The sequence below is a fragment of the Allobosea sp. GW822-FHT03F07 genome, assembly GCF_058801345.1.
The window spans coordinates 1,477,996-1,503,166 of sequence record NZ_JBXAND010000001.1 but is presented as its reverse complement, the minus strand read 5'-3'; the positions used below and the strand labels follow the sequence as shown (position 1 = coordinate 1,503,166).

General features: G+C 66.7%; 21 protein-coding genes and 1 tRNA gene. 9 read left to right on the top strand and 13 right to left on the bottom strand.

Annotated features, from left to right (window positions below; translation table 11 throughout):
• The first annotated feature begins 120 nt into the window (after positions 1-120).
• Positions 121-549, top strand: coding sequence for a GlcG/HbpS family heme-binding protein (locus tag AC1RMY_RS07175; RefSeq protein WP_492863261.1), 429 nt, complete (start codon positions 121-123; stop codon positions 547-549).
• A 46-nt stretch (positions 550-595) separates the two neighbouring features.
• On the opposite strand, the gene AC1RMY_RS07170 is transcribed toward AC1RMY_RS07175, so the two are convergent.
• Both AC1RMY_RS07170 and AC1RMY_RS07165 read right to left on the bottom strand, forming a co-directional pair.
• The gene (locus tag AC1RMY_RS07170) at positions 596-3,091 is read right to left on the bottom strand and encodes a hypothetical protein (protein ID WP_492863260.1); all 2,496 of its coding nucleotides are present in this window, start codon (positions 3,089-3,091) and stop codon (positions 596-598) included.
• 173 nt (positions 3,092-3,264) lie between these two features.
• On the bottom strand, positions 3,265-4,500 hold the full coding sequence (locus AC1RMY_RS07165) for a urate hydroxylase PuuD (protein WP_492863259.1): 1,236 nt from the start codon (positions 4,498-4,500) through the stop codon (positions 3,265-3,267).
• Positions 4,501-4,656: 156 nt separating this feature from the next.
• On the opposite strand from AC1RMY_RS07165, the gene uraH reads away from it, so the two are divergent.
• Together uraH and puuE are read left to right on the top strand one after the other, a co-directional pair.
• Positions 4,657-5,010 (top strand): hydroxyisourate hydrolase, encoded by a 354-nt coding sequence (gene uraH / locus AC1RMY_RS07160; RefSeq protein ID WP_492863258.1) that lies wholly within the window; start codon positions 4,657-4,659, stop codon positions 5,008-5,010.
• Positions 5,011-5,235: 225 nt separating this feature from the next.
• Entirely contained in the window at positions 5,236-6,654 is a 1,419-nt protein-coding gene (gene puuE, locus AC1RMY_RS07155; RefSeq protein WP_492863257.1) for an allantoinase PuuE, read from the top strand.
• Positions 6,655-6,663: 9 nt separating this feature from the next.
• Here puuE and AC1RMY_RS07150 read toward each other — a convergent pair whose 3' ends face one another.
• A complete protein-coding gene (locus AC1RMY_RS07150) occupies positions 6,664-7,425 on the bottom strand; it encodes an SDR family NAD(P)-dependent oxidoreductase (RefSeq protein WP_492863256.1) in 762 nt (253 codons plus the stop codon).
• Positions 7,426-7,565: 140 nt separating this feature from the next.
• Here AC1RMY_RS07150 and AC1RMY_RS07145 point away from each other — a divergent pair, with 140 nt between their 5' ends.
• On the top strand, positions 7,566-7,745 hold the full coding sequence (locus tag AC1RMY_RS07145) for a hypothetical protein (protein WP_492863255.1): 180 nt from the start codon (positions 7,566-7,568) through the stop codon (positions 7,743-7,745).
• A 7-nt stretch (positions 7,746-7,752) separates the two neighbouring features.
• Here the strand turns inward: AC1RMY_RS07145 and AC1RMY_RS07140 are convergent, their stop codons facing one another.
• A complete protein-coding gene (locus AC1RMY_RS07140) occupies positions 7,753-9,171 on the bottom strand; it encodes an SNF2-related protein (protein ID WP_492863254.1) in 1,419 nt (472 codons plus the stop codon).
• 125 nt (positions 9,172-9,296) lie between these two features.
• Between AC1RMY_RS07140 and AC1RMY_RS07135 the strand changes: the two genes are divergently transcribed.
• Positions 9,297-10,685, top strand: a complete 1,389-nt coding sequence (locus tag AC1RMY_RS07135; RefSeq protein ID WP_492863253.1) for a M20 family metallopeptidase — start codon at positions 9,297-9,299, stop codon at positions 10,683-10,685.
• Between the two features lie 3 nt (positions 10,686-10,688).
• Here the strand turns inward: AC1RMY_RS07135 and AC1RMY_RS07130 are convergent, their stop codons facing one another.
• From AC1RMY_RS07130 to AC1RMY_RS07120, 3 genes are all read right to left on the bottom strand, one after another.
• Positions 10,689-10,937, bottom strand: coding sequence for a hypothetical protein (locus tag AC1RMY_RS07130; protein ID WP_492863252.1), 249 nt, complete (start codon positions 10,935-10,937; stop codon positions 10,689-10,691).
• A 124-nt stretch (positions 10,938-11,061) separates the two neighbouring features.
• The gene (locus AC1RMY_RS07125; RefSeq protein ID WP_492863573.1) at positions 11,062-12,720 is read right to left on the bottom strand and encodes a TRAP transporter large permease; all 1,659 of its coding nucleotides are present in this window, start codon (positions 12,718-12,720) and stop codon (positions 11,062-11,064) included.
• A gap of 152 nt (positions 12,721-12,872) precedes the next feature.
• A complete protein-coding gene (locus AC1RMY_RS07120; RefSeq protein ID WP_492863251.1) occupies positions 12,873-13,472 on the bottom strand; it encodes a TRAP transporter small permease subunit in 600 nt (199 codons plus the stop codon).
• A gap of 368 nt (positions 13,473-13,840) precedes the next feature.
• Here AC1RMY_RS07120 and AC1RMY_RS07115 point away from each other — a divergent pair, with 368 nt between their 5' ends.
• Positions 13,841-14,695, top strand: a complete 855-nt coding sequence (locus tag AC1RMY_RS07115; RefSeq protein WP_492863250.1) for an HNH endonuclease — start codon at positions 13,841-13,843, stop codon at positions 14,693-14,695.
• A gap of 211 nt (positions 14,696-14,906) precedes the next feature.
• Here AC1RMY_RS07115 and AC1RMY_RS07110 read toward each other — a convergent pair.
• The 3 genes from AC1RMY_RS07110 to AC1RMY_RS07100 all read right to left on the bottom strand — a co-directional run bounded on the left by AC1RMY_RS07110 (position 14,907) and on the right by AC1RMY_RS07100 (position 18,216).
• A tRNA-Lys gene (locus tag AC1RMY_RS07110) sits at positions 14,907-14,982 on the bottom strand.
• Positions 14,983-15,125: 143 nt separating this feature from the next.
• On the bottom strand, positions 15,126-16,400 hold the full coding sequence (locus AC1RMY_RS07105) for a solute carrier family 23 protein (protein WP_492863249.1): 1,275 nt from the start codon (positions 16,398-16,400) through the stop codon (positions 15,126-15,128).
• 235 nt (positions 16,401-16,635) lie between these two features.
• Positions 16,636-18,216 (bottom strand): 2-isopropylmalate synthase, encoded by a 1,581-nt coding sequence (locus tag AC1RMY_RS07100; protein WP_492863248.1) that lies wholly within the window; start codon positions 18,214-18,216, stop codon positions 16,636-16,638.
• 411 nt (positions 18,217-18,627) lie between these two features.
• Between AC1RMY_RS07100 and AC1RMY_RS07095 the strand changes: the two genes are divergently transcribed.
• From AC1RMY_RS07095 to AC1RMY_RS07085, 3 genes are all read left to right on the top strand, one after another.
• On the top strand, positions 18,628-19,269 hold the full coding sequence (locus AC1RMY_RS07095; protein ID WP_492863247.1) for a YoaK family protein: 642 nt from the start codon (positions 18,628-18,630) through the stop codon (positions 19,267-19,269).
• Positions 19,270-19,390: 121 nt separating this feature from the next.
• Positions 19,391-19,897, top strand: a complete 507-nt coding sequence (locus AC1RMY_RS07090) for a c-type cytochrome (RefSeq protein WP_492863246.1) — start codon at positions 19,391-19,393, stop codon at positions 19,895-19,897.
• 67 nt (positions 19,898-19,964) lie between these two features.
• Positions 19,965-20,318, top strand: a complete 354-nt coding sequence (locus AC1RMY_RS07085) for a hypothetical protein (protein WP_492863245.1) — start codon at positions 19,965-19,967, stop codon at positions 20,316-20,318.
• Positions 20,319-20,372: 54 nt separating this feature from the next.
• On the opposite strand, the gene AC1RMY_RS07080 is transcribed toward AC1RMY_RS07085, so the two are convergent.
• The 3 genes from AC1RMY_RS07080 to AC1RMY_RS07070 all read right to left on the bottom strand — a co-directional run bounded on the left by AC1RMY_RS07080 (position 20,373) and on the right by AC1RMY_RS07070 (position 25,161).
• Complete coding sequence (locus AC1RMY_RS07080; RefSeq protein ID WP_492863244.1) at positions 20,373-22,079, bottom strand: SulP family inorganic anion transporter; 1,707 nt, start codon at positions 22,077-22,079, stop codon at positions 20,373-20,375.
• A gap of 255 nt (positions 22,080-22,334) precedes the next feature.
• The gene (locus AC1RMY_RS07075; RefSeq protein WP_492863243.1) at positions 22,335-24,407 is read right to left on the bottom strand and encodes a M3 family metallopeptidase; all 2,073 of its coding nucleotides are present in this window, start codon (positions 24,405-24,407) and stop codon (positions 22,335-22,337) included.
• A 34-nt stretch (positions 24,408-24,441) separates the two neighbouring features.
• Positions 24,442-25,161 carry an NUDIX hydrolase gene (locus AC1RMY_RS07070; protein ID WP_492863242.1) on the bottom strand — a complete coding sequence of 240 codons (720 nt, stop codon included), beginning with the start codon at positions 25,159-25,161 and terminating at the stop codon, positions 24,442-24,444.
• Positions 25,162-25,171: the final 10 nt, after the last annotated feature.

Below are 25,171 nucleotides of genomic sequence, written 5' to 3'. Positions count from 1 at the left end.
TTTTGGCATCGGCGCGGAGGCCATTGTGCAGATTCGCGTAAACTCCTTCTGCGACGGCCGCCTTTCGCCGCAGCGCGCGGGCTGGCACAAGCTCTGACCGCAGATCAACCGGAGCGCACCATGCTGACACTCGCCCAGGCCCAAGCCATCATGTCCGCCACCCTCGCCCATGCCGACAACGCCGGCTTCAAGCCGCTGGCCGTCGCCATTCTCGATACGCGTGGCGCGCAGAAACTCCTGGTTGCGCAGGACGGCACCAGCCTGAAGCGCGCCGAGATTGCGCTCGGCAAGGCCCATGGCGTGGTCGCGCTCGGCGTCGGCTCGCGCGCGCTGCACAAGATGGCGCTCGAGCGGCCTTACTTCATCGAGGCCGCGACCCATGCCGTCGGCGGCTCGCTGGTGCCCGTTCCGGGCGGCGTGCTGATCCGCGATACCGGCGGCGCCGTCCTCGGCGCGATCGGCATCTCCGGCGACACCTCCGACAATGACGAGGCGGCAGCTCTGGCAGGGATCGCGGCGGCCGGCCTCGTCGCCGAGACGGGCGCCTGAGCGACAAGAACGCCCGGCCTCCCGCCCAGGTCAGAGGCCGGTGCGGTCAGTGAACCTGCGCCGAGGACATCACGTCGCGGATCGCAACCGCAGGCGCCGGGCCGAGGCGCAGGGAATCCCGCACCGCCTGCGACGGCCCGGCCAGCATGGAAGGCAGCAGCGTGCCCGTCTGCGCGACCAGCGGCTCCTCAGGCAGCGGCGGCAGCGGAAGCGGCTCATCCTCCTCGACCGGCGCCGGGCTGACCCGCTCGCGCAATTCGGCCAGCGCGCCTGCGATCGGATGGAAGCTGAAGCGGATCTTGTGGGTGCCGGCTGGCACCTGCACGGCGCGGAACAGCACATTGGCCTTCAGGATTTCGGCTTCCACGCCGTCGACCTCGGCCCGCCACCAGGGATGCCAGGTGTCGTTGAGCACGACGAAGCCGGCGGCCGCCGCCGTGACCTCGATCTCGACCTCGGTGTTCTCGTAGCGGCTCAGCTTCACGTCGGCCTTCGCTGCGACCGGCCCCTCGGGCGTCGCCAGCGGCGGCTCGACCTCGAGCAGCACGGCCTGCCGCGGATCGACCTCCGGCCAGCTGCCGCTCTGCTTCATGCCGTCGAAATCGGCGAGTTCCCAGCCACCGACGAACTGCACGCGCGGCAGGGCGCGTGGGTTCTCGTAGACATAGCCGTCCTTCGTCCGCGCGATCAGCCTGAGGTCGCCATCGCGCAACGCGTGATCGACCTGCTCGATCGGCACGGGCGAGGCGATGTAGCGCAGCCCCAGCACATTGGCTAGGCGACAACGATAGGACGAGAACAGCGGCGTGAACTTGCGCTCGGAGGGCGAGGCGATGCCGTCGCGCGTACCCACGGCCTCCGAGAAATCGGCCAGGCGGAGGGGGTTGTAGCCAAGCGTATGGTCGAAGCCGTGGACCATCGCGGCATTGGGCCACTCGAAGCCCATGCCGAGCAGTTCGATACGGTCGCGACGCGGCGAGCCCGCCGGCTGGGCGGTCAACCGCTTCAGCACGGCCACCGTCTCGTTATGCGTCTCCGGGCGGAGCACGTCATAGAGCTGCGGCGGCAAGGCGGTTGAATCATTGGGGCCGTTGTTCACGCCGAGATCGGCGGCAACGACGCCGGTGACGAGAATGGCGGCAGCGACCGGCCCGATCGCACCCCGCCAGCGCTGCAGCACGAGCACGACGGCACCGGCTGCGAGGAACCAGCCCAGCGCCAACGCGACCGGCTTTCCGGCATCACCGAGATGGCCCGCGCCCTGCGAGACCAGAAGCGCTACGCCCGCGATCAGCAGAACGGCGACGGCGCCCACCAGCAGATCGCGCCGGAACGAGACGCCCGGCTCCGCCGTCAGGATGCGATGCAGCACATAACCGGACAGGAGCGCGCCGAGGGCCCCGACTAGAAAGGTCGCGTCGGCCGGACGCCGGAAGACCTTGACCCCGGGAAGGTAGTCATAGGCGAGGTCGAAGACGGGCGTATAGCGACCGAGCGCGAACAGCACCATGAAGGCGAAAAGCAACGTCAGTGGCCGCACCGCCCTGTCCCAGAGCCAGCCGCGAGTCAGGCCGGGCGCGATCAGCAGCAGCACCGGCAGCGCCCCGAAATAGACCTGCCCCATGTTCTGTGACAGGAACAGCTCCTTGGCCCAGTTCGGATTGTTGTAGGGCCCCCAGAAATCGACCTTGGGGTCCTGCGCGCCGAAGAGGTCGCCGAAGAAGGCGGTCAGCAGCGACGCAGGATGCAGCGAGCCGCGGCCCGCCTCAGTGAGGTCGATCGCCGGTCGCGTCGTCGCCTCCGCGAAAAGCCAGGTCCAGATCAGCGGCAGGGCAATGGTCGCAGCGCCCACAACACTCGCCACGCCGATCGCAGGCAGGCTCGCACGCAGGGCGGCCCAGCCGCCCGAGAGCCAATGTCCGACGACCATGCCGATCAGAATGTAGGCACCGAGCAGCGCCACCTGGTCCGGCTCCAGAACCATCAGCCCGGCCGCGAAGCCCGCAAAGGCCCCCGTCAGCATCGACGAGCGCTGCAGCATGCGCGCCGTCAGCCAGAACGAGAGCGCGAAGAAGGCAAGGCTTGCGATCTGGCCGACATGCTGCACGCGCCAGGCGGCAGAGGCGCCGAAGGCGAAGACCAGCGCCGCCAGCAGCGCGCCGGCGGGATGCCAGTTGCGGTCGCGGAAGAACATCATCAGCGCCAGCCCGCCCGCCAGAAGATGCGCCAGAACATAGGCATCGACCGCGCGGAAGCTCGGCGAAGGCGTCAGCAGCGCGAGGATGAGCGCCGGCGAGAAGATCAGCGACTGGGGGTCGGCCACCTGCGGCGAGCCGCCGAAGACGTTATGCGTCCAGAACGGCGACTGCCCCGAGTGCAGCGCCTGCGCCAGGAACTGGATCTGTGCCTGAAAATGGGCCTTGGCGTCGAACGGAATGGTCACCGCGCCCGACAGCCAGGGCCAGCACAGGACCGCCCAGACACAAAGAAATCCACCAGCCGCCAGCGGATAGCCGGCGCCCTTCCTCAAAAACGCGCTCAACGGACCCCCCGGTCCCCTTTCAGGGCTGGACGGCTCCGGATAGTGGAGCCAGCCTCCAGCCTGTCAGTGCACGGACCATGGCGCCCGGCAGGTGAACCGAAACTGAATGGAATCGCCGGGTCGTTCAGCTTCGCCGCGACAGGGTCAAGAAGCGGTAACGATGATAGCCGACATCATCGTCCCGGCGCCAGCCAGGCCGCCAGGATGCGGCGCTCCTGCGGCGTCATCCCCGACAGGTTGTTGGGCGGCATGGCGTGGGTCATCACGGCTTGCGTGCGGATCGCGCGGGCCTGCGCCGCGATGTGTTCGGGCTCGTGCAGCAGCACGCCCTTGGGCGGAATCTGGATGCCCGGCCAGGACGGCTCGGGCGCATGGCACATGGCGCAGCGCCCGGTGACGATGTCGGCGACCTCGGCCGGTGGCAGCGCCGTCCCCGCCAGCAGGACCGGCTTGACGGTGGGCAAGGGCGCCAGCCCCAGCCGCTCGCGGCCTCCGGGCGAGGATGCCATCGCCAGCCAGAAGGCGAGCCAGAGCGCGACGATCGCCACGGCCCAGCACCACCAGGGCGACTTCGCATGGTCGGCGTGGCGGATGTTGAAGAAGTGCCGGATCAGCGCGCCCGCCATGATGATCAGCGCCACCAGCGCCGGTATCACCGCCGAATTGGCGTAGGTGACGGGGTAGTGGTTCGACAGCATCAGGAACAGCACCGGCAGGGTGATGTAGTTGTTGTGCGTCGAGCGCTGCTTCGCCGCCTTGCCGTATTTCGGATCGGGCGTCTCGCCGGCCGTCAGCGCCGCAATGACCTTCCGCTGGCCCGGCATGATGTTGAAGAAGACGTTCGCGGTCATGATCGTCGCCATCAGCGCGCCGGTATGGATCAGCGCGCCGCGCCCCGAGAACACCGAGGCGAAGGCCCAGCTCGCGGCAACGACATAGGAAAAGCCGAGCATGCCCAGCACGACGTCGTTGCGGCCGAGCGGCGAGCGGCAGAGCCAGTCATAGAACAGCCAGCCCAGGACTAGCGCGGCGATCCCGATCGCGCCCGCCGCCAGCGGCGACAGCGCCATCACCGCCGGATCGATCAGGTAGAGCTCCGACTGCGCGTAATAGACCCAGACCAGCAGGAAGAAGCCCGAGATCCAGGTCCAGTAGCTCTGCCATTTGTGCCAGGTCAGCTCGGCCGGCATCACCGCCGGCGCGACCATGTATTTGCGCATCTCGTAGAAGCCGCCGCCATGGACCTGCCAGGCGCGCCCGCCCGTGCCCGGCGGGATGTCGGCCGCCGGCCGGAGCGATGCGTCGAGATGGATGAAGAAGAAGGACGAGCCGATCCAGGCGATCGCCGTGATCACATGCAGCCAGCGCAGCAGCATGCCTCCCCATTCCATCAGATAGGCGTCGAGCATCGCGGCAATGGTTCCTTTCGGCGGCAACGGCGGTGATGGACTTCGCTGGCATGCAGGTTACGGTTGCGGGAAGGTGGCACGCAAGCGTGGCGCCGGCTGCGGAGGCAAGCACCCCTCGCCTCGTTCAGCTCCCCTCTCGACGAGAAGGATCGGCGCATGGCCGGGTTGACGACGCATATCCTCGACACCCATGGCGGTGTCCCGGCCGCGGGCGTGGCGATCACGCTGCGCCGCGTCTCGGACGGCAAGCCCGAGACGCTGGTCGAGACCGTGACCAATGCCGACGGCCGCACCGACGCACCCTTGCTGACGCCGGAAGCGACGCAGCCCGGAATCTACGAGATCGACTTCGCCATCGGCCCCTATTTTCGCGGCCGCGGCGTCTCCCTGCCGGAGCCCGCCTTCCTCGACGTGGTGACGGTGCGTTTCGGCATTGCAGACACGACCCGGCATTGGCATGTGCCGCTCAACTGCTCGCCCTATGGCTACACCACCTATCGGGGCAGTTGAGGGCTCCCGGCGCTCCTCAGCCGCGCGGTCGTCCCGGACGCAGCGAAGGGCAGATCCGGGATCCATTCCGAGCGTTTGCCTGAAAGGTCCCGGAATGGATCCCGGGTCTCCCTGCGGTCGCCCCGGATGACAGTTCAAGTTCGGATCCCATGCTCCCGAAGACTTCACAAGTCGCGGCAGCGACTTAGGATGCTCACCTGAATCAATCTGCGAGCGCCGCACGCCATGACCGACACTGCCTATCCGCGCGATCTCAAGGGCTATGGCCGCAATCCGCCGCACCCGCATTGGCCGGGCAAGGCGCGGATCGCGGTGCAGTTCGTGATCAATTACGAGGAAGGCGGCGAGAACAACATCCTGCATGGCGACGCCGCCTCCGAAGCCTTCCTGTCCGAGATCGTCGGCGCCGCGCCCTGGCCCGGCCAGCGCCACATGAACATGGAGTCGATCTACGAATACGGCTCCCGCGCCGGCTATTGGCGGCTCTGGCGGATGTTCACGCAACGCGACATGCCGGTCACCGTCTTCGCCGTGGCGAGCGCGCTCCAGCGCTATCCCGAGATCGCCGCCTCGATGCAGGAGGCCGGCTGGGAAATCGCGACCCATGGCCTGAAATGGATCGACTACCGCGACGTGCCTGCCGAGAAGGAGCGCGCCGACATCCTCGAGGCGATCCGCATCCAGCGCGAGATCACCGGCGAGCGCCCGCTCGGCTTCTACCAGGGCCGCACCTCGCAGAACACGACGCCGCTGATGATGGCCGAAGGCGGGTTCCTGTACACGGCAGACGTCTACAGCGACGAGCTGCCCTACTGGCTCTCCGGCCCCAAGGGCCCGCAGCTCGCCGTGCCCTACACGCTCGATGCCAACGACATGCGCTTCGCGACGCCGCAGGGCTTCAACAGCGGCGACCAGTTCTTCGCCTATCTGAAGGACTCGTTCGACACGCTCTATGCCGAGGGCGAGACGGCCCCGAAGATGATGTCGGTCGGCCTGCATTGCCGGCTCGTCGGCCGGCCTGGCCGCGCCGCCGCGCTCGCCCGCTTCCTCGACTACGTGAAGAGCCATGACGCGGTCTGGGTCGCGACCCGCCTCGACATCGCCCGGCACTGGATTCGGCATCACCCTCCGGCCGGCGGCTATCGACCTTCCGCGGTGCCCAAGGCGCTCTTCGTCGAGGTCTTCGGCCGCATCTGGGAGAACGCGCCCTGGATCGCCGAGGCGACCTGGGAGGTCGGCATCACCGCAGCCCATGACGACGCGGCGACGCTGCACGCCGCCATGGTCAAGGCGATGCGCGCCAACTCGCGTGAGCGCCTCAAGGACCTGCTGCTCGGCCATCCCGATCTCGCCGGCAAGCTCGCCGCCGCTGGCGAGATGACCGAGGAATCGATCGGCGAACAGGCTTCCGCCGGCCTCGATCGGCTGACATCGGACGAGCGCGTCCGCTTCACCGCGCTGAACGAAGCCTACAAGGCCCGCTTCGGCATCCCCTTCATCATGGCGGTCGCAGGCGCGAGCAAGGACGCGATCCTCGAAGCCTTCGAGACGCGGCTGAAGAGCACGCCGGAGGTGGAGTTCGAGACGGCGCTGGGACAGGTCGAGAAGATCTCGCTGCTGCGGCTGAAGGAGATCATGCGGTAGCGGACGTCGTCACAACCCACTGACCAGATGCCCGCCGTCGACGGCGACGACCGCCCCGGTCATGTGGCGTCCTGCCTCCGAGCAGAGCAGCAGGAACGGCCCGTCGAGATCCTCGGGATCGCCGATGCGGCGGGTAGGAACGCGCTTCGTCAGCGCCTCGCCCGCCTCGCTGGCGAAGAAGTCGCGGTTGATGTCGGTGATGACATAACCAGGCGCCAGCGCGTTCAGCCGAATGCCGTACCGCGCCCATTCCAGCGCCAGAGCCTTGGTCATCTGGATCAGCCCGGCCTTGGAGATGGCGTAGGGCGCGACCCGTGTCATCACCCGCTCGCCCAGGATTGAGGCGATGTTGACGATCGCGCCACCGCCGGGCTGCCCCATCATGATGCGGGCCGCCGCCTGCGCGGCGAAGAAGCACCCCTTGAGGTTGACATCGATCTGCTCGTCCCACTGAGCCTCGGTGACCGAGAGCGCAGCTTCGGTCTCGCCGGTGCCGGCATTGTTGACGAGCACATCGAGCCCGCCGAGCAGACCGGCCGCCTCCGCCACGCCCGCCTGGAGGGCGGCGACCGACGCGACATCCAGCATTACCGGCACAACCTTGCCGGGCAGCGCGGCGCAACTCTCCGCGAGCGCCTCCAGCCGATCCAGCCGCCGCGCCGCCGCCGCGACATGCGCGCCCTGCCCCGCCAGCAGCCGCACGAAATGCGCGCCCAGCCCCGACGACGCGCCGGTGACAAGCACGCGCTTGCCCTTCAGATCCTCGAACATCGCTGCCTCATGTTCCTTCGACCGGAGGGGACACTGGCGCGGCAGGCAGGTCAACCAACCAGCCTGTCCGCGTCACTGTCTGCACGGAACTCGCCGGCAGGCACCGGCGTTTCCATTCCAGCTACCAAGGGGAGGGATAGATGTTTCGAATCCTGCTGATCATCGCGGTCATCGCGATCGGCTACGACGCCGTTGTCCATCACGGCCTCTACACGCGCAACATCTGGACGGGTGTCGTCGGCCTGACCGATTCCGCCGTCACCAGCGCCAAACAGCTCGGCCAGAACGTGCGCGAGGAAACGGGCACCATCAAGCAATAGGCCGCGCTCACGCTGCCGCGCGCGCCTCGACGATACCCGCGATCGCCTCGAGCAGGCGGGTATCGTCGCCGGCAAGGCCTTCCATTGCCGCCATGCGCTGGATGACAGTGCCGGCCACCGCCTCTTCCACCGTATCTTCGGCATAGGCATAGAAGATCGTCGCGTGCTGGCCGTCGCGATGGCAGCGCCCCTCGATCTGCTGGAGCTGGATCGCGCTGTGGCGCATGTCGTGGATCACGAGCGAGCGCTCGCGCTCACCCCCCGGCATCTCGCCACGATGCAGCGAGATCGATTCCGTCACGGTGAAGATGACGGCGTCGAGCTGACCGGTCTGGAAGGCGAGGCGCGTCTCCTCATTGGCGACGCCCGAGCGCTCGCCATTGATCTCGCCCACCCGCCAGCCATGACCGCGCAGGGCCTCGGCCAGCATCGCGCTGGTCTCGAGGAAGGCGACTGAAATCGCGACCTGCTCGTCATTCCCCAGCAGATCGTCGCAGAAATCGACCGTGCCGGGAATCCGCAGCAGGCTGGCCTTCTGGCGGAAGCGCAGATCGGCCGCCCAGCCCTGCGACTTGCGCGTCGAGCCGCCGGCGAGGCCGAGTTCCCGACGGAACTCGCGCCAGGTCGCCTCGTAGAGCTTGCGGGCGGCCGTATCGAGCGCGACCGGGGCCAACTCGCGCTGCACCTCGGGCCAGCCGGCGATTTCCTCCGGGCGCCGACGCAGGCCGATGGCATTGGCGCCGCGATAGAGCAGATCGGCCATGATCCTGCGATCCGCCTCGTTCGGCTCCCAACTCCAGTTCTTCCAGCGCCCCTTGGCACGGCCGATCTTCAGCCGTTTCATCAGGGCGCGAAAGCCGTCGAGATCGGCGCTCGGCATGCCCGCTGCCCGAGCCAGCAAAGGCCCGAGATAGGACAATTCATGTGGCGACTGGCCCGCCGTCGCGCTCATATAGATCGTGAAGCCGGCAGCGGCCGCCATCTGCCGGCAGACAAGCCCCTGCTGCGAGTTCGGGTTGCGGATGCGGTGCGCCTCGTCGATCACGACGAGCGGCCAGACCCGCTTCGGCGTGCCAAGCTTGGCCAACTCGTTGTTCTTCGCTCGAACGGAGCGCTTCTTCGACTCGGCAGGCGGCGCCAGCAGCGACTTGGTCTTCTCGAAATTCATCAGCGTGACGCGCTTCGCCGGCAGGCCGGACAGCGCCATCGTGCGCCGCCATTGCGGGATCGCACCCTTCGGACAGATCACCAGAATGTCCTGCTCCGGCATCGCGGCCAGCGCCAGCCAGGCCGAGAGCGTCTTGCCGAGCCCGGTCAGGTCCCCGAGCAGGAAGCCGGGAGCGCCGCGCGCGCGGGCGGCCAGGATGGCGTCTCGCGCCACGAGCTGATGCGGATGGGGCACCATCATAGCGGGCTCGCCCTTCATCAGGCGCGCATCCCCTGCCCGACATATCCCGTGGTCGATCCCTGCATGGTCATGCCAGTATCAACGCCCGGCAGCATCGGCAACGATCGCCTCGATTCCGTTCGACCAAGAGACAGCGAGCTTCCATGACCCGCGCCCAAGCCATCGCGCACGCCCAGGACTATTTCGACACCGGCGCCTTCAAGCGCGATCTCGCACGGCTCATCGCGATGCCGACCGAAAGCCAGAACCCCGACCGCGCTCCGGTCCTGACCGATTATCTCGAAAACGAGATGCGCCCGCTCTTCGAAGGGCTCGGCTTCGAATGCCGTATCCTCACCCATCCGAAAGCCAAGGGCCCCTTCCTCTTCGCCCAGCGCATCGAGGATCCGAGCCTCCCGACGATCTTCGGCTATGGCCATGGCGACGTCATCCGAGGTCTCGATTCGCAATGGAGCGAGGGCCTTTCGCCCTGGACGCTGACGGAGCGCGGCGACCGCTGGTATGGCCGCGGCGTCGTCGACAACAAGGGCCAGCACGTCATCAACATCAATGCGTTGCGCGCAGTTCTTGAATCACGCGGGAAGCTCGGCTTCAACGCCAAATACCTGATCGAAATGGGCGAGGAATCGGGTTCGCCGGGCCTTCGCGAACTCTGCGCCGACGAGGCCGAGCTGTTCCGCTCCGACGTGCTGATCGCCTCCGACGGCCCGCGCCTGAATGCGGAACGGCCGACCGTCTTCCTCGGCGCCCGCGGCGTCATCACCTTCGACCTCCAGATCGTGGCGCGCGAGGGCGGACATCATTCCGGCAACTGGGGCGGCATCCTCTCCGATCCCGCGATCCAGCTCGCTCACGCCATCGCCTCGATCACCTCCCCCACCGGCCAGATCCACATCCATGAATGGGTGCCCAAGGAACTGCCCCGTGCCGTGCGCGAGGCCGTCGCCGACTGCGTCATCGATGGCGGCCCCGATGGCCCGCAGATCGACCCGGATTGGGGCGAGCCCGGCCTGTCGCCGGCCGAGCAGGTCTTCGGCTGGTGCTCCTTCGACGTGCTGGCGATGAAGTCCGGCGTGCCGGAGACGCCGGTCAACGCCGTGCCGCCGAGCGCCTGGGCCCGCGTCGCGCTGCGATTCGTCGTCGGCATTGATCCGAAAGACGTCGTCCCGGCCATGCGCCGCCACCTCGATCGCCACGGCTTCGGCATGGTCGAGATCATCATGCCCGGCACCGAGCGCTTCGGCGCAACCCGCCTCGACCCCGAGGATCCCTGGGTGACTTTCACGATCGCCTCGATCGCCGCCAGCACCGGCAAGAAGCCGGCCTTGCTGCCCAATCTCGGCGGCTCGCTGCCCAACGACATCTTCGCGGAGGTTCTCGGCCTGCGCACGATCTGGGTGCCGCACTCCTATCCCGGCTGCTCGCAGCACGCCCCCGATGAGCATCTGCCCATCGCCATCGCCCGCGAGGCGCTCGGCCTGATGGCCGGGCTCTATTGGGACATCGGCTCGGGCGACGCTCCGCCGGTCTAACCACTACTCCATAGGCAGCCGCGGACCACGGTCGGGCGGCAGGTCGAAGGGCGTCGCAGGCGGCGCTTGCGGCGGCGTCTCGGGCGGCAGTTCCGGCGGCGGTTCGGTCGGGATGCCCTGCGGCTCCTCGCCCGGAGGCGATTCGACCGGCGGCGCCGGCGGCACCTCTCCCGGCGTCAGCGGCGGCGCCTCGGGCGGCGGCGTCGGAATCGCGGGCGTGCCGGGGTCGGCGGCTTCGATGGTCGATGTCATCAGGCATATCCTCTTTCGAGAACAACGCGCCGACGCGCCGAAAGGTTCGCTGAGCCAGAGCAGGCCGCAAACGACGACGCCGGCCCAAAGGCCGGCGTCGCATGCGTTGGAAGGGGTTGGTTGCCTATTTGAAAGTCGGCGGTGCGTTCAGGTCCAGCCCCGGCAGACCGCCCCCACCGCCCATGCCCGGGATCTGGATCGAGTCGAACTGCTTGTCGATCGACTTCTGGTCGAGCTGAACGGCCGACGCCTTATAGTGCATCACCATCTGTGGGAAGATCACCACCAGCGCCACCATGATGCACTGGATCACCACGAAGGGCACGGCGCCCCAGTAGATCTGGGCGGTCGTGACCGGCTCCATCATCTTGCCGGTGATCTTGTCGCGATAGCTGTCCTTCGGCGCGACCGAACGCAGGAAGAACAGCGCGAAGCCGAAGGGCGGGTGCATGAACGAGGTCTGCATGTTCACGCCGAGGATGACGCCGAACCAGATCAGGTCGATGCCGAGCTTGTCCGCGGCGGGCCCGAGCAGCGGCACGATGATGAAGGCCAGCTCGAAGAAGTCGAGGAAGAAGGCGAGCAGGAACACCATCACGTTGACGACGATCAGGAAGCCCGTCGCGCCGCCCGGCAGCCCGACCAACAGATGCTCGACCCAGATATGGCCGTTGACGCCGTAGAAGGTCAGCGAGAACACGCGAGCGCCGACCAGGATGAACAGCACGAAGGCCGAGAGCTTGGCCGTCGATTCCGTCGCCTGCTTGAGCAGGTCGAAGGTCATGCGCTTCTTGCCATAGGCGAGCAGGATCGCGCCGGCTGCGCCCATCGCGCCACCCTCCGTCGGCGTCGCGACGCCGATGAAGATCGTGCCGAGCACGAGGAAGATCAGCGCCAGCGGCGGCACCATCACGAACACGACCTGCTCGGCCATGCGCGAGAGCAGCTTGAGACCCAGCGCCTTGTTCAGGATGGCGATGACGAAGGACGCGCCGACCGCGATCGACATCGTCAGGATGACGAAATCCGCACCCGCCTTCACATTCGTGAACAGCTTCATGCAGGCATAGGCGAAGCCGAAGGCGATGATCGTGATGACCAGCAGCGAGAGCCGCCGTGTCTGGCCGTCGGCATCGCGCAGGGTCTGCGCCTCCGGCGGCAGGCCGGGCGCGCGCTTGGGATAGACCATCGTGACGAGGAAGACGTAGCCCGCATACATGCCTGCCAGGACGAGGCCGGGAATGAAGGCGCCCTCATACATGTCGCCGACCGAGCGGCCGAGCTGGTCGGCGAGCACGATCAGCACGAGCGAGGGCGGGATGATCTGCGCCAATGTGCCGGACGCTGCGATGACGCCCGTGGCGAGACGCCGGTCATAGCCATAGCGCAGCATGATCGGCAGCGAGATCAGGCCCATCGAGATCACCGAGGCAGCGACGACGCCGGTCGTTGCGGCCAGCAGCGCGCCGACGAAGATGACGGCATAGGCGAGACCGCCGCGGATCGGGCCGAAGAGCTGGCCTATCGTGTCGAGCAGATCTTCCGCCATGCCGGAGCGCTCGAGGATGAGCCCCATGAAGGTGAAGAACGGAATCGCCAGCAGCACGTCGTTGTTCATCGTGCCGTAGATGCGTTCGGGCAGCGCCTGCAGGAAGTTCTCCTGGAACAGGCCGAGCTCGATGCCGACGATCGCGAAGAGCAGTCCGTTCGCGGCCAGCGCGAAGGCGACCGGGTAGCCCAGCAGCAGGAAGACGACGAGCGCGGCGAACATCACCGGCGCCATGTTGACGCGCAGGAAGTCGCCGAAGCCGGCGGCATGGGCGTCGCCGGTATGGAGGCCGAAGAAGGCGACCAGCGAGAGCGCAAGCAGAAGGCCGGCAAGGCGCGGCAGGCGGTTGGCGGTCATGGCGGGGGTCCGGACGTCCTTGGAATTGCTCACGAGGCCAGCCCCTGTTCCTTGGCCTGTTCGAGCAGGCGATGGGCCTCGGCTTCCGCGGCGGCAGCGTGCCCGCGCAGCGTTTCGTCGTCCTCGAGATCGCCGCGCATGATCGCGATCTGCTTGATGATCTCGGAAACGCCCTGGAACGCCAGCATCACGAAGCCGATGATGACGAGGCCCTTGGCGGGCCATTGCGGCAGGCCGCCGGCCGAGAGCGACTGCTCGTTGATCGCATAGGAGCGCATGAAGAACGGCCAGGAGTGGTAGATCATCAGCAGGCAGAACGGCATCAGGAACAGCGTGTGGCCGATCAGGTCGATCCAGCGCTGCACGCTCTTGGGCAGCATGCTGTTCACGATGTCGATGCGGATATGCTCCTTCACCTTCAGCGTCCAGGCCGCGCACATCAGGAAGACCGCGCCGAACAGCATCCACTGCAGTTCGAGCCAGGCATTTGACGAGATGTTGAAGACCTTGCGGATGATCGCGTTCACCGTCGCGACGATCACCGCCAGCAGGATCAGCCAGGCGATTTTCTTGCCGATCTGCTCATTGATCGTGTCGATGACACGGCTGACTCGGAGTAAACCCTGCACGTTGGTGCTCCCCAATCCCTCGTCGGACCTCGTTCTCGGTCAGGCCCGGTTTGGATTTCGGTTATAGGAAGGCTATGCCCTGCACAAGCGGCCAGGCGTCTCATCCATTCGGCCATATGCCGGGATTTGTGACATTTGAAACGGCTTCATCGCCGCAAAAAATGCGAACAGGCGATCGCTCTCAGAGCCTGAGTTGCTATGAAATTTTTATCCACCGGCAACTCTCCGTCTCTAGAAGCGCCCAAAGCCATTGCCTGCCCATGGAGGGTGGAACAACCCTTGATGACTTGAAGGCTGCGTTCGCGGCCTTTAATGAACTAGTGAATGAGAAAATGCCACGCGCAATGGGAGCGAAATGAGGGCGCGGCATGAATAGACCGACAAGGCCGAAGCTGCCTTTGCACCCGACAAGACAATTTCTACCCATTGGAACATGCATCTATTGTGGCGCTATCGACCGGCTGACCAAAGAGCACATCGTTCCATATTCGCTGGGAGGGAATTGGACGATTCCGAAGGCGAGCTGCCTAAACTGCGCGAAGATTACCGGGGCATTTGAAGGAGAGTTTTCACGGACGATCCTTGGTCCGCTACGCATGCTCTATGACATGCCAACGCGGCGACCGGCGGACCGTCCAGCCCACCTTCCGCTGAAGGTAAAGTATCCAGACAGTATCGATTGGGAAATCGCATACGTCGATCGCAGCATATGTCCGTTTTTGATCACCATGCCGCTTTATGCTTTGCCGGACGCACTAACCGGCGGGATCACAGCCGGGAACAGATCAGCAGCGACAACGAAGCTTTGGATACGTGGCGGAGGTTTCTGGCCAGACCGAGACGCGCACCTTCAATGGCTATGCGAGCAGCTCGGGGCGGTCGAAGTGATGCCTACCGCCACGCTGAAGACCGAACCGTTTTGCTTGACCATCGTAAAGGTGGCGCATTCGTTCGCAGTGGCCGAGTTGGGATCGCACGCCTTCGAGCCGTTCCTTTGCGACGTTATCCGCAACAAGGACTTGTCGAACCGCGCGGAATTTATCGGCGGAGGCGAAGGAGATGAAGCACCTGCCGCGCACCTGCATACCGTTGAGATGGCGACAGACGGCAATATTGATCCATCAATTGTCGCCGTCCGTGTGCGATTGTTCGCGGTCCTCGGAACGCCGACATATCATGTGGCGGTAGGACGGCGGACTAACGCCGCCGCGTCCTCAGGGTAATACATCCGAGGTAACGTCGTCTGGCGGTGGCAACCTCGCTGGCGTAGATCACACGAACGTCACTGATGCGATATCGCTCACGGCGATCACTGAATCAGCGGATCGAACGTTTTGCGAACGTGCGAACCGTGCGAAGGCTAGAACGCCTCGCATGTTCCGGTTCCGTACCGGAGGCCCCGAAGGGCAATATCAAGGATTTCAAGGGGTTCCGTGGTGGGTGATGTAGGGCTCGAACCTACGACCCGCTGATTAAGAGTCAGCTGCTCTACCAACTGAGCTAATCACCCATACGCCACGAAGCGCAAGCCGTTCCGCAGCTCGTGGCCGCGTCAGGCAGGCCGGCGATGTAGCAAAGCGACCCCGGCCTGTCCACCCATCTGCGACAGAAATATGTGAGGCCCGCCGAAAACATTTCGGCGGGCCGCTTCCGTCAGGCCGTCTTGCGGTTCAGCAGGTGGTAGAGCGCGATCGCACCGAAGGTCGCGGTGCCGATGCCGCCGAGTTCGAAGCCGAAGATCGGCAGCTTCAGGTCGCCGGCCCCGAGAATCAGCGCGGTCGCAACCGTCAGCAGGTTCTTCGGCTCGGAGAAATCGACCTTGTTCTCGACCCAGATTCGCCCGGCCGTGGCGGCGATCAGTCCGAACACGACGACCGCGAGCCCGCCGAGCACGGCCACGGGAATCGTCCCGATCACAGCTCCGAATTTCGGTGAGAAGCCGAGTACCAGCGCGATGAGGCCGGCTGCGACGAAGACCAGCGTCGAATAGACCCGAGTTACCGCCATCACGCCCATGTTCTCGGCGTAAGTCGTGACGCCGGTGCCGCCGCCCGAGCCCGCGATCATGGTCGCGACGCCGTCGGCGATGAAGCCGCGCCCGATCAGATGGTCGAGATTGCGCCCGGTCATCACCGCGATGCCTTTGATGTGCCCGAGATTCTCCGCGACCAGGATGATCGCGACCGGCGCGATCAGGGCCATCGCCTTGGCCTCGAAGACCGGCGCGACGAAGTTCGGCAGCCCGAACCAGGCGGCGGCGCCGATGCGCCCGAAATCGACGGCCGGCGCCCCGAAGCTCGGCGCGGTGGCGGCATAGACGATATAGGCCGCAAGACCGCCGATCAGCACCGGCAGGCGCTGTGCGAGCCCGCGGCCATAGACTGCGACGAGCGCAACGGAGACGACCGTGAACAGCGCGATCCATTTGGTGTAGGCGCTGGCTGAGATCATGTTCATCGCGACGGCGGTGAGATTGAGACCGATCGCGGCGACGACCGCACCAGTCACCACCGGCGGCAGCAGCTTCTCGATCCATGCCGTGCCGACCGCCTGCACCAGCACGCCGATCGCAGCATAGAGCGCGCCGCAGGCGATGATGCCGCCGAGCGCAATGCCGATATTGGCATTGGGGCCGGAGCCGGCATAGCCGGTCGCCGCGATGACAACGCCGATGAAGGCGAAGGACGAGCCGAGATAGCTCGGCAACTGCCCGCGCGTGATGATGAAGAACAGCAGCGTCGCGACGCCGGAGAAGAAGATCGCCACATTGGGGTCGAACCCCATCAGGATCGGCGCCAGCGCGGTCGCGCCGAACATGGCGACGACATGCTGCAAGCCGGCGATGAAGGTCTGCGCGACGGGCAGCCGCTCATCCGGCATCACCGCGCCGGAGGTCTTCAAGGTCCAGTTCGGAAAATAGCCTGCCATCGCCAGTCGCTCCCCGCCATGCCCGCGGCGGCCGGGCGGCCGCCGCTCGCGGAGAGGATGCAGGCAAGTTCCGGACCCGCGCCAGATGAAGGCGCGGTCATCCACTGGAATCAGGCGGGATTGCAGTCAGCCGAGCCCTGCCCCGGTCCGTCATCCCGGAGCGGCGCGGCTACGCCGCTTGTCCGGGATGACGGCGAGGATGATCGATCGGCAACGCAAAGGCGCACCCGCCCGCCTACTCCGCCGCGGCCTGCGCGTGCAGGCGCACGCCCTTGGCCATCAGCTTGTTGAGCGCGACCAGATAGGCCTTGGCCGAGGAGACCAGCGTATCCGGGTCGGCGCCGCGGCCGGTCACCGAGAAACCCTCATGCGTCAGCCGGACGGTGACCTCGGCCTGGGCATCGGTGCCCTCGGTGACGGCATGGACGTCGTAGAGCTCCAGCACCGCCTCATGCGGCACGATCGTCTTGATCGCATTGAAGATCGCGTCGATCGGCCCGTTGCCCTCGACCTCCTCGGTCACCAGGCGCCCCTCGACATCCAGCCGCATCGTCGCGCGCTGCGGGCCGCGGGTACCGGCGATCACCGTCAGCGAATCGAGCTTCACCCGATCATGCGCGGTCGCGATGTTGTCATCGACCAGCGCCTCGATATCCTCGTCATAGACATGCTTCTTGCGGTCTGCGAGCGCCTTGAAGCGGGTGAAGGCATCCTCCAGCTGGTTGTCGCCGAGATCGTAGCCCATCTCCTTCAGCTTGGAGCGGAAGGCGGCGCGGCCGGAATGCTTGCCCATCACCAGCGAGGTCTTGGTCACGCCGACCGAGGCCGGTGTCATGATCTCATAGGTGGTGTTGTTCTTCAGCATGCCGTCCTGGTGGATGCCGCTCTCATGCGCGAAGGCGTTCCGACCGACGATCGCCTTGTTGTACTGCACCGGGAAGGAGCAGGCGTTCGAGACGGTCTTCGACGCCCGCATCAGCATGGTCGCGTCGATGCCGGTGTCGTAGGGCAGCACGTCGCCGCGCACGCGCAGCGCCATCACCACCTCTTCCAGCGCGGCATTGCCGGCGCGCTCGCCGATGCCGTTCAGCGTGCATTCGACCTGGCGCGCGCCGCCTTCGATGCCGGCCAGCGAATTGGCGACCGCCAGCCCCAGATCATTGTGGCAATGCACGGAGAAGATCGCCTTGTCGGCATTGGGTACGCGCTCGCGGACCGAGGCGAACATCGTCCGGTATTCGTCGGGCGTCGCATAGCCGACGGTATCGGGCAGGTTGATCGTCGTCGCGCCGGCCTTGATCGCGGCGTCGACGGCCCGGCACAGATACTCGATCGGCGTGCGCGTGGCGTCCATCGCCGACCACTCGACATCCTCGACCAGGTTGCGCGCCTGCGCGACGGTGCGGGTGATGATCTCCAGCACCTCTTCCTCGCTCTTGCGCATCTGGTGCTCCAGATGGATCGGCGAGGTCGAGACGAAGGTGTGGATGCGTGGCTTGCCGGCATGCCGCACCGCCTCGCCGGCGCGGGCGATGTCGGCGGTGATGGCGCGCGCCAGCCCGGCGATCGTCGAGCGCTTGCTGCGGCGCGCGATCTCGGACACCGCCTCGAAATCGCCGTCGGAGGCGATCGGGAAGCCGGCCTCGATGATGTCGACGCCCATCGCGTCCAGCATCTCGGCGATCTCGAGCTTCTCCTCGAAGGTCATGGTCGCGCCGGGGCACTGCTCGCCGTCGCGCAGCGTGGTGTCGAAGATCAGGACGCGGTCTTTGGTAGAGGATTTGCCGGCGTGGTTGGCGCGGGTCGGTTCGGTCATGGTCTTGTTCCTGAAAGCCTTGGCGCCGCTCTCGTCGGATGCGGGGCGCTTATGTCTGGAAGGTCGTTCTCGTCACTCCCCTGAGCGCCCAGGCATGCATGCCCGGCCGGCCCTCAGGGGCGGCTAAGGAGAAGAAGGAGACCAAGGACCGGGGTCGAGGAGGCGCGCATGCGGACGGTCCGCGCAGCGGCGCGGGCGTTCATCCGGACATGGGCGGCGGTCGAAACCACGGGCAATCCTTTACGGGGCTCGCCACGATGTAACCGAAACCGCCCCTGCGGCGCAAGCATATGTCCGCGCGCACCGACGAATTATGAAGACCGGCACGGAAATCCTATGCTGCCGGCGGCGCGACTCAAGGCCCGGGAGTGCGCCCGCCCTTCCCTCCGGCCAGCGCCGGACCAGCCGCCGATGATGCGTTACGACCGCCGGGCGATCATCCTCGCCGCCTGCTTTTCCGGCCTCGCCGGCTATATCGACGCGCTCGGCTTCATCACGCTCGGCGGCTTCTTCGTCTCCTTCATGACCGGCAACACGACGCGGCTCGGCATCGAGCTGGCGGGCGGGCATGGCGGCGGCATCCTGCTGGCGGGGGCCATCCTCGCCCTCTTCGTCGGCGGGGTGGTGCTGGGCACGCTGGTCGGCCATTTCGCGCGCCGCCGCCGCCCCATGGCCGTGCTGGCCTTCGTGACGCTCTGCCTCGTCGTCTCGGCCGGGCTCGACAACAGCGGCTTCACCATGGCGGCCGTCTGCCTGCTCGCGGTGGCGATGGGCTCGGAGAACGCCGTCTTCCAGCGCGACGGCGAGGTGACCATCGGCCTGACCTACATGACCGGGACGCTGGTGAAGATGGGCCAGCGCATCGCCGCCGCCATGCTCGGCGGCCCGCCGCTCGCCTTCCTGCGCCATTTCCTGCTTTGGCTCGGTCTGCTTGGGGGCGCAATCGCCGGAGCAGCGGCCCACCGGCTGGTCGGCCTCGACGCGATCTGGCTGGCTGCGGCCGCATCCTGCGCGATGACGGTTGCCGCCGCCTTCCTGCTCCGCGAAGACTGACGCGATTAGATTTCCTCGAATTCGAGTCTGGTGAACCGCTTCACATCGATCTACCCTAACGTCATCTCGACATTGTGCTCGGCCATGTCCCCGCGAGGCATGGCTATGACGAAGGGGGACAATGATGCGCCTGCCTGTCGCGACGACTTTGCTGATGCTCGCCCTGATCGCGCTCTCGCCCGCCCCGGCGCAGGCGCAGGCCTCCGGCGACGCGCTGAAGCGCGGCGAATATCTCGCCACCATCATGGATTGCGCCGGCTGCCACACGCCGGGCAAGTTCCTCGGCAAGCCGGATTTCAGCCGCGCCTTCGGCGGCTCGGAAGTGGGTTTCCGGATTCCGGGCCTCGGCATCTTCTATCCGCCCAACCTCACACCGGATCGCGAGACCGGCCTCGGCGACTGGTCGCAGGCCGACATCGTCAAGGCGGTTCGCACCGGCGTGCGGCCGGACGGGCGCATGCTCGCTCCCGCGATGCCCTATGAGAACTACGGCAAGCTGACCGATGCCGACGCCGCCGCGCTCGCCGGCTATCTCAAGAGCCTCAAGCCGGTCAAGAACGCGGTTCCGATGCCCGTCGGCCCGAACGAAAAGCCGACATCGCCCTATTTCAACGTCGTCATGCCGTGAAGCCGCGCGGTTTCGCGCTGCCCGAGAATCAGGCATCGTCGCGCCCGTTTCGCCGCGGAGCCTCTCGATGCCGATCCCTTCCCGCCTTCTGCCCCTGCTCGCGCTCGGCTGCGGGCTTTCGCTCTCGGCCTGCCAGACCCCGTCCGGCGGCACGCCGCCGGCCCCACCGCCCGAGCAGGCCGCGACAGGCGTCACGCCGAACACCTTCCGCATGCCCACCGGCTCGGGCTGTTCGGGCGAGGTCGATCGCTTCCAGGCGGTGATCGACAACGACCTCGCCACCGGCCACACCACCAAGGGCGTGCACGCTCGCGTCTCATCGGAGATCGCGACGGCCCGCTCGACCTGCGCGGCCGGCAATGACGGTGGCGCCATCGCGCAGATCCGCTCGACCAAGGCAAAGTTCGGCTATCCGGGGTAACCGCTCCGTCATATCGGGCTCGACCTGTACATCTCCTGCCGAAGGTGACGCAGCTCAGGCCGGGCCTTCAGGCCGCGCATGGTCCGTGGCGATGGCATCGCTCACCGATTGAACGAAGCGCACCCGCGAGCGCCTGATGCCGTGGATGAGAAGCGTGCGGCGCACCACCCGCGTCGCGCCCGCGATATAGACGACCGCGCGCTGGCGATTGGCCTTGCGCACGAAGCCTTCGAGCGTCGCCGCGCCGGTCGAGTCCAGCAGGGAAACCGCCGAGAGATCGACGACATAGGTTTTCGGTGCCTCACCGATCCGGTCGAGCGCGGCGCCCACCGCCGCAGCCGCACCGAAGAAGAAGGCACCCGAAATCCGCACCACCACGACGTTCGGATCGGTCGCCGGCACGGAGTCATAGGGCACGTTTCCGTTGCCATCGACGGTATCAGCCCTGTCTTCCTCCACCATCGGCATGCCGTTCTCGACGGCGACGGACTGCGCCATGCGATGCAGGAACAGCAGCGCGCTGACGACGAAGCCGGCGACGATGCCCGTCGTCAGATCGACGAAGATCACCAGCAGAAACGTCAGAAGCAGCACCACGGCGTCGCCGCGCGAGGCGCGGATCAGCGTCGCGAATTCGTGCTTCTCGGCCATGTTCCAGGCCACCACCGCCAGCACCCCGGCGAGCGCCGCGAGCGGGATGTAGGAGGCGAGCGGCGCCGCAACCAGCATGAACAGCAGCAGGAAGACCGCATGCAGCATGCCCGCGACCGGGCCGCGGGCGCCGGCGCGGACATTGGTGGCGGTGCGCGCGATGTTGCCGGTGACGCAGAAGCCGCCGAACAGCGGCGAGACCATGTTGGCGAGGCCCTGCGCCATCAGTTCGCAATTGGAGCGATGCCGCCGCCCCGTCATCGAATCCGCGACCACCGCCGAAAGCAGGCTCTCGATGCTGCCGAGCAGCGTGAAGGACAGCGCGTTCGGCAGAACCGCCTGCACCTTGGCAAAGGAAAACTCCGGCAGTTGCGGCAGCGGCAGGGTCTGCGGGATGCCGCCGAAGCGCGACCCGATGGTCTCGACCGGCGCTCCGACCAGCGCTGCCCCTGACGCCGCGACTGCCACGGCGATGATGAAGGCCGGCCAGTGCGGACGCAGACGGCGCAGGGCCAGGATGTGGCCAATGGTGACGGCGGTGACGACGATCGCGGCGGGGCTCGCGCTCGGCAGCGCACCGGCGAGCACGGCAAGCTTCGGCAGGAGCGGCCCCGGCTCGCTGGCGAGCGGAAGTCCGAGCAGGTCCTTGACCTGGCTGGCGAAGATGATGACGGCGATGCCGGCCGTGAAACCGACCGTGACCGGATAGGGAATGTATTTGATGAAGGTACCGAGACCGAGCAGGCCGACCGCCGCCAGCATGAGCCCGGAGAGGAAGGTGGCGAGCAGCAGCCCGTCAACCCCATGCTCGGCCACGCAGACCGCGACGAGCACGATGAAGGCGCCGGCCGGCCCGCCGATCTGGAAGCGGCTGCCGCCCAGCGCCGAGACGATGAAGCCGCCGATGATGGAGGTATAGAGCCCCCGGTCGGGCGTGACCCCGGAGGCGATGGCGATTGCCATGGAGAGCGGCAGGGCGACGATCGCGACCGTCAGCCCGGCGATCGCATCGGCCTTGAGGCCGGGCAGGCCGTAGCCCTCGCGCAGGACGGTCAGCAGCTTGGGGGTGTAGAGCTCGACGAAGCCGGGCTTGATGCTCGTGGCAGCCATGCGAACCCCCGGCCCGCAATATACGAGGCATCGCGATCGGCGTCCACGACGTCACCTGCGCATGGCATGAGACGGTCTTGCACGGAGACAGCTTGTCCGAGTCTTCGCGCAACGAACAAACCCGCCGCATGAACACGGCGCCGCTGCAGAGCCATCACGCTCGCCCTTGTGGTGAGCGTCCTCACCTTGAACACTGCTCTCGACCAGCGACGAGGTGGATGGCCGGGACAGGCCGACCATGACCATGACGGGCCGCTACGCCGCCAGCCCGCGCTTCTCCAGCAGCGCATCCGGCGTCGGCAGACGGCCGCGGAACAGCGTGTAGGCCTCGGCCGCATCGCGCGTATCGCCGGCCGAATAGATGAAGCGCTTCAGCTTGCCGGCGAGCTCCGGCGCGAACACGTCGCCGGCCTCCAGGAAGGCGTTGAAGGCATCCGCATCCATCACCTCCGACCAGAGATAGCTGTAATAGCCGGCCGAATAGCCGTCGCCCGAGAAGACATGGCTGAAATGCGGCGTGCGGTGGCGCATCGTGATCTCGGCGGGCATGCCGAGCCGCGAAAGCTCCGCCGCCTCGAAAGCGAGCGGATCGATCTCGCCCGGCTCCTCCAGCGAGTGGAAGGCGAGGTCGACCAGCGCCGAGGAGGTATACTCGACCGTGGCGAAGCCCTGGTTGAAGGTCTGGGCCCGCTTGATCTTCTCGATCAGCGCATCGGGGATCGGCTCGCCCGTCTCGGCATGCAGGCAATAGGTCTTCATGACCTCGGGCGTCAGGAACCAGTGCTCGTAGAGCTGCGACGGCAGTTCGACGAAATCGCGCGAGACGGAGGTGCCGGCGAGAGAGCCGTAGCGCACATCCGAGAGCAGCCCGTGCAGCGCATGGCCGAACTCGTGGAACAGCGTGCGCGCATCGTCAATCGAGAGCAGCGCCGGCTTGCCCTCGGCCGGCTTCGCGAAATTGCAGACATTGACGATGATCGGCCGGACCTCGCCGTCGAAATTGCGCTGGCCGCGGAAGGCGCTCATCCAAGCGCCCGAGCGCTTCGAGGCGCGCGCGAAATAATCGCCGATGAACAGCCCGATATGCCGGCCGCTCCCCGCTTCTCTCACCTCCCAGATCCGGACATCCGGGTGGTAGCCTGCGAGGTCTGGCTTCGCCTCGAAGGCGAGCCCGAACAGCTTGCCGGCGACGTCGAATGCGGCCTGGATGATGCGATCGAGCTGGAGATAGGGCTTCAGCACCGCTTCATCGAGCGCATAGGTCTGCTGCCGCATCTTCTCGGCATAATGGCGCCAGTCCGAGGGCCGGATCGGGCCGTTCTCGCCCTCCGCCTGCGCCAGCGCGGCGAGGTCCTCCGCCTCCCGCGCGGCGCGCGCCTTGGCCGGCGTCCAGACCAGTTCAAGCAGGTCGCGCACGTTTTCCGGCGTCTTCGCCATGGTGTCGTCGAGCTTGAAATGCGCGAACGTCGCAAAGCCCAGAAGCCTCGCCTTCTGCGCACGCAGCTTCACCATCTCGGCGACGATCGCGCGGTTGTCGCTCTCATTGCCGTTCTCGCCGCGCTTGCTCCAGGCCGCAAAGGCCTCCTCGCGCAGGTCGCGGCGCGTCGAAAAGGTCAGGAAGGGCTCGATGATCGAGCGCGACAGCGTCACCGCATGCTTGCCCTGATGGCCGCGATCGGCGGCAGCGCGCGCCATCGCCGCCAGCAGGAAATCCGGAAGGCCCGCGAGCCCGCCTTCGTCCTCGATGATCAGGGCCCAGGAGGATTCGTCCTTCAGCACGTTCTGGCTGAACTGCGTGCCGAGGCCGGCGAGGCGCTCGTTGATAGAGGCCAACCGCGCCTTGTCGTCGGGGCCGAGCTGTGCGCCCGAGCGGACGAAGCCGCGATGCGTGCGCTCCAGCAGCCGCAATTGCTCGGCGTCGAGCCCGAGCGCATCGCGCTTCGCGAAGACCGCATCGACGCGGGCAAACAGCGCCGGATCCATCATGATCGCCGACCAGTGCCGCGAGGTGATCGGCGACATCTCGCGCTCGATCGCCTGCAGCGCCTCGTTCGTGTCGGCGCCCGTCAGATTGTAGAAGACGCCGCCGACTCGGGACATCGCCCGGCCCGCCCGCTCCAGAGCCTCGATCGTGTTGGCAAAATCGGGCACGGCCGGATCGGCCGTGATCGCCGCGATCTCGTCCTTATGCTTGGCGAGCGCCGCATCGAAAGCCGCGCGGATGTGCTCCGGCCTGATCCCCGCAAAGGGCGGCAGGCCGAACGGCGTCGCCCAGATCTCGGCGAATGGATTCTCGGAGGGAAGCGGCAGGGATTCGGGCGCGGTCATGGCGTCGCTTTCGGCTGGCGGGCGGCGGGACGGATCAATCGCGACCGTAGATATGGGCGAGATAGGGCTTCATGAAGGGCGCCATCCTGTGGTGGTCGCAATCGGCGGGGCTGCGCAGGATCACGATGTCGTCGAGCTCCTGCTCCTCCTGTGTCGCGATCCGCGACATCATCAGGGCCCGAGCCTCCGCCGCCGGCAACGGCACGGCGACAGGACGCATGAAGGCGATGCGCCCGGCCGTGAAGACGGCGTCCCAGCCCTCTCCGACCGTGATCTCGTCCTCGGTCAGGCCGGTTTCCTCCCAGAGCTCGCGCACGACGCTGCCGGCGAGATCGACCGAGCCGTCCTCGCGGACGTCGCTGCGGTCGGGCGTGCCGGCCGCAAAATAGACCATCCCGGCATTCGCCGTATGCCCGCCCATGCGCCCGCACAGGAAGGCGCCATCGGCGGCACGCAGAGCTCCCATCGCGAAGCCGTTGCGGATGGTCGGACCCGGCAGGCCGAAATCGCGCCAGGCCATGAAGGCGGCATAATCCGTCTCGAAATAGCCGGCCCTGAACACGCCATCGGCTATGGAGGCCCGATGCTGGAGCAGGATGCGTCCGTTGAACATGGCGGGCTTGCCGTCGCTGACCTTCGCCCAATGGCCCGCAATGGCCGCATCGTTCTCGCGAGCGAAGGCCCAGTCATAGGGTTCCACCCGCGCCTCGATGTGCCGCAGCGGCACGATCCGGCCATCCGCAAACTCGTTCATCGGTACTCCG

What these genes read in the sequence shown, in the direction of transcription:
- AC1RMY_RS07175 (WP_492863261.1), top strand. Translation starts at nt 121, where the DNA reads ATGCTGACACTCGCCCAGGCCCAAGCCATCATGTCCGCCACCCTCGCC.
- AC1RMY_RS07165 (WP_492863259.1), bottom strand. Translation starts at nt 4,500, where the DNA reads ATGCTCGACGCCTATCTGATGGAATGGGGAGGCATGCTGCTGCGCTGG.
- uraH (WP_492863258.1), top strand. Translation starts at nt 4,657, where the DNA reads ATGGCCGGGTTGACGACGCATATCCTCGACACCCATGGCGGTGTCCCG.
- puuE (WP_492863257.1), top strand. Translation starts at nt 5,236, where the DNA reads ATGACCGACACTGCCTATCCGCGCGATCTCAAGGGCTATGGCCGCAAT.
- AC1RMY_RS07150 (WP_492863256.1), bottom strand. Translation starts at nt 7,425, where the DNA reads ATGTTCGAGGATCTGAAGGGCAAGCGCGTGCTTGTCACCGGCGCGTCG.
- AC1RMY_RS07145 (WP_492863255.1), top strand. Translation starts at nt 7,566, where the DNA reads ATGTTTCGAATCCTGCTGATCATCGCGGTCATCGCGATCGGCTACGAC.
- AC1RMY_RS07140 (WP_492863254.1), bottom strand. Translation starts at nt 9,171, where the DNA reads ATGAAGGGCGAGCCCGCTATGATGGTGCCCCATCCGCATCAGCTCGTG.
- AC1RMY_RS07135 (WP_492863253.1), top strand. Translation starts at nt 9,297, where the DNA reads ATGACCCGCGCCCAAGCCATCGCGCACGCCCAGGACTATTTCGACACC.
- AC1RMY_RS07130 (WP_492863252.1), bottom strand. Translation starts at nt 10,937, where the DNA reads ATGACATCGACCATCGAAGCCGCCGACCCCGGCACGCCCGCGATTCCG.
- AC1RMY_RS07125 (WP_492863573.1), bottom strand. Translation starts at nt 12,720, where the DNA reads ATGGCGCCGGTGATGTTCGCCGCGCTCGTCGTCTTCCTGCTGCTGGGC.
- AC1RMY_RS07115 (WP_492863250.1), top strand. Translation starts at nt 13,841, where the DNA reads ATGAATAGACCGACAAGGCCGAAGCTGCCTTTGCACCCGACAAGACAA.
- AC1RMY_RS07105 (WP_492863249.1), bottom strand. Translation starts at nt 16,400, where the DNA reads ATGGCAGGCTATTTTCCGAACTGGACCTTGAAGACCTCCGGCGCGGTG.
- AC1RMY_RS07100 (WP_492863248.1), bottom strand. Translation starts at nt 18,216, where the DNA reads ATGACCGAACCGACCCGCGCCAACCACGCCGGCAAATCCTCTACCAAA.
- AC1RMY_RS07095 (WP_492863247.1), top strand. Translation starts at nt 18,628, where the DNA reads ATGATGCGTTACGACCGCCGGGCGATCATCCTCGCCGCCTGCTTTTCC.
- AC1RMY_RS07090 (WP_492863246.1), top strand. Translation starts at nt 19,391, where the DNA reads ATGATGCGCCTGCCTGTCGCGACGACTTTGCTGATGCTCGCCCTGATC.
- AC1RMY_RS07085 (WP_492863245.1), top strand. Translation starts at nt 19,965, where the DNA reads ATGCCGATCCCTTCCCGCCTTCTGCCCCTGCTCGCGCTCGGCTGCGGG.
- AC1RMY_RS07080 (WP_492863244.1), bottom strand. Translation starts at nt 22,079, where the DNA reads ATGGCTGCCACGAGCATCAAGCCCGGCTTCGTCGAGCTCTACACCCCC.
- AC1RMY_RS07075 (WP_492863243.1), bottom strand. Translation starts at nt 24,407, where the DNA reads ATGACCGCGCCCGAATCCCTGCCGCTTCCCTCCGAGAATCCATTCGCC.
- AC1RMY_RS07070 (WP_492863242.1), bottom strand. Translation starts at nt 25,161, where the DNA reads ATGAACGAGTTTGCGGATGGCCGGATCGTGCCGCTGCGGCACATCGAG.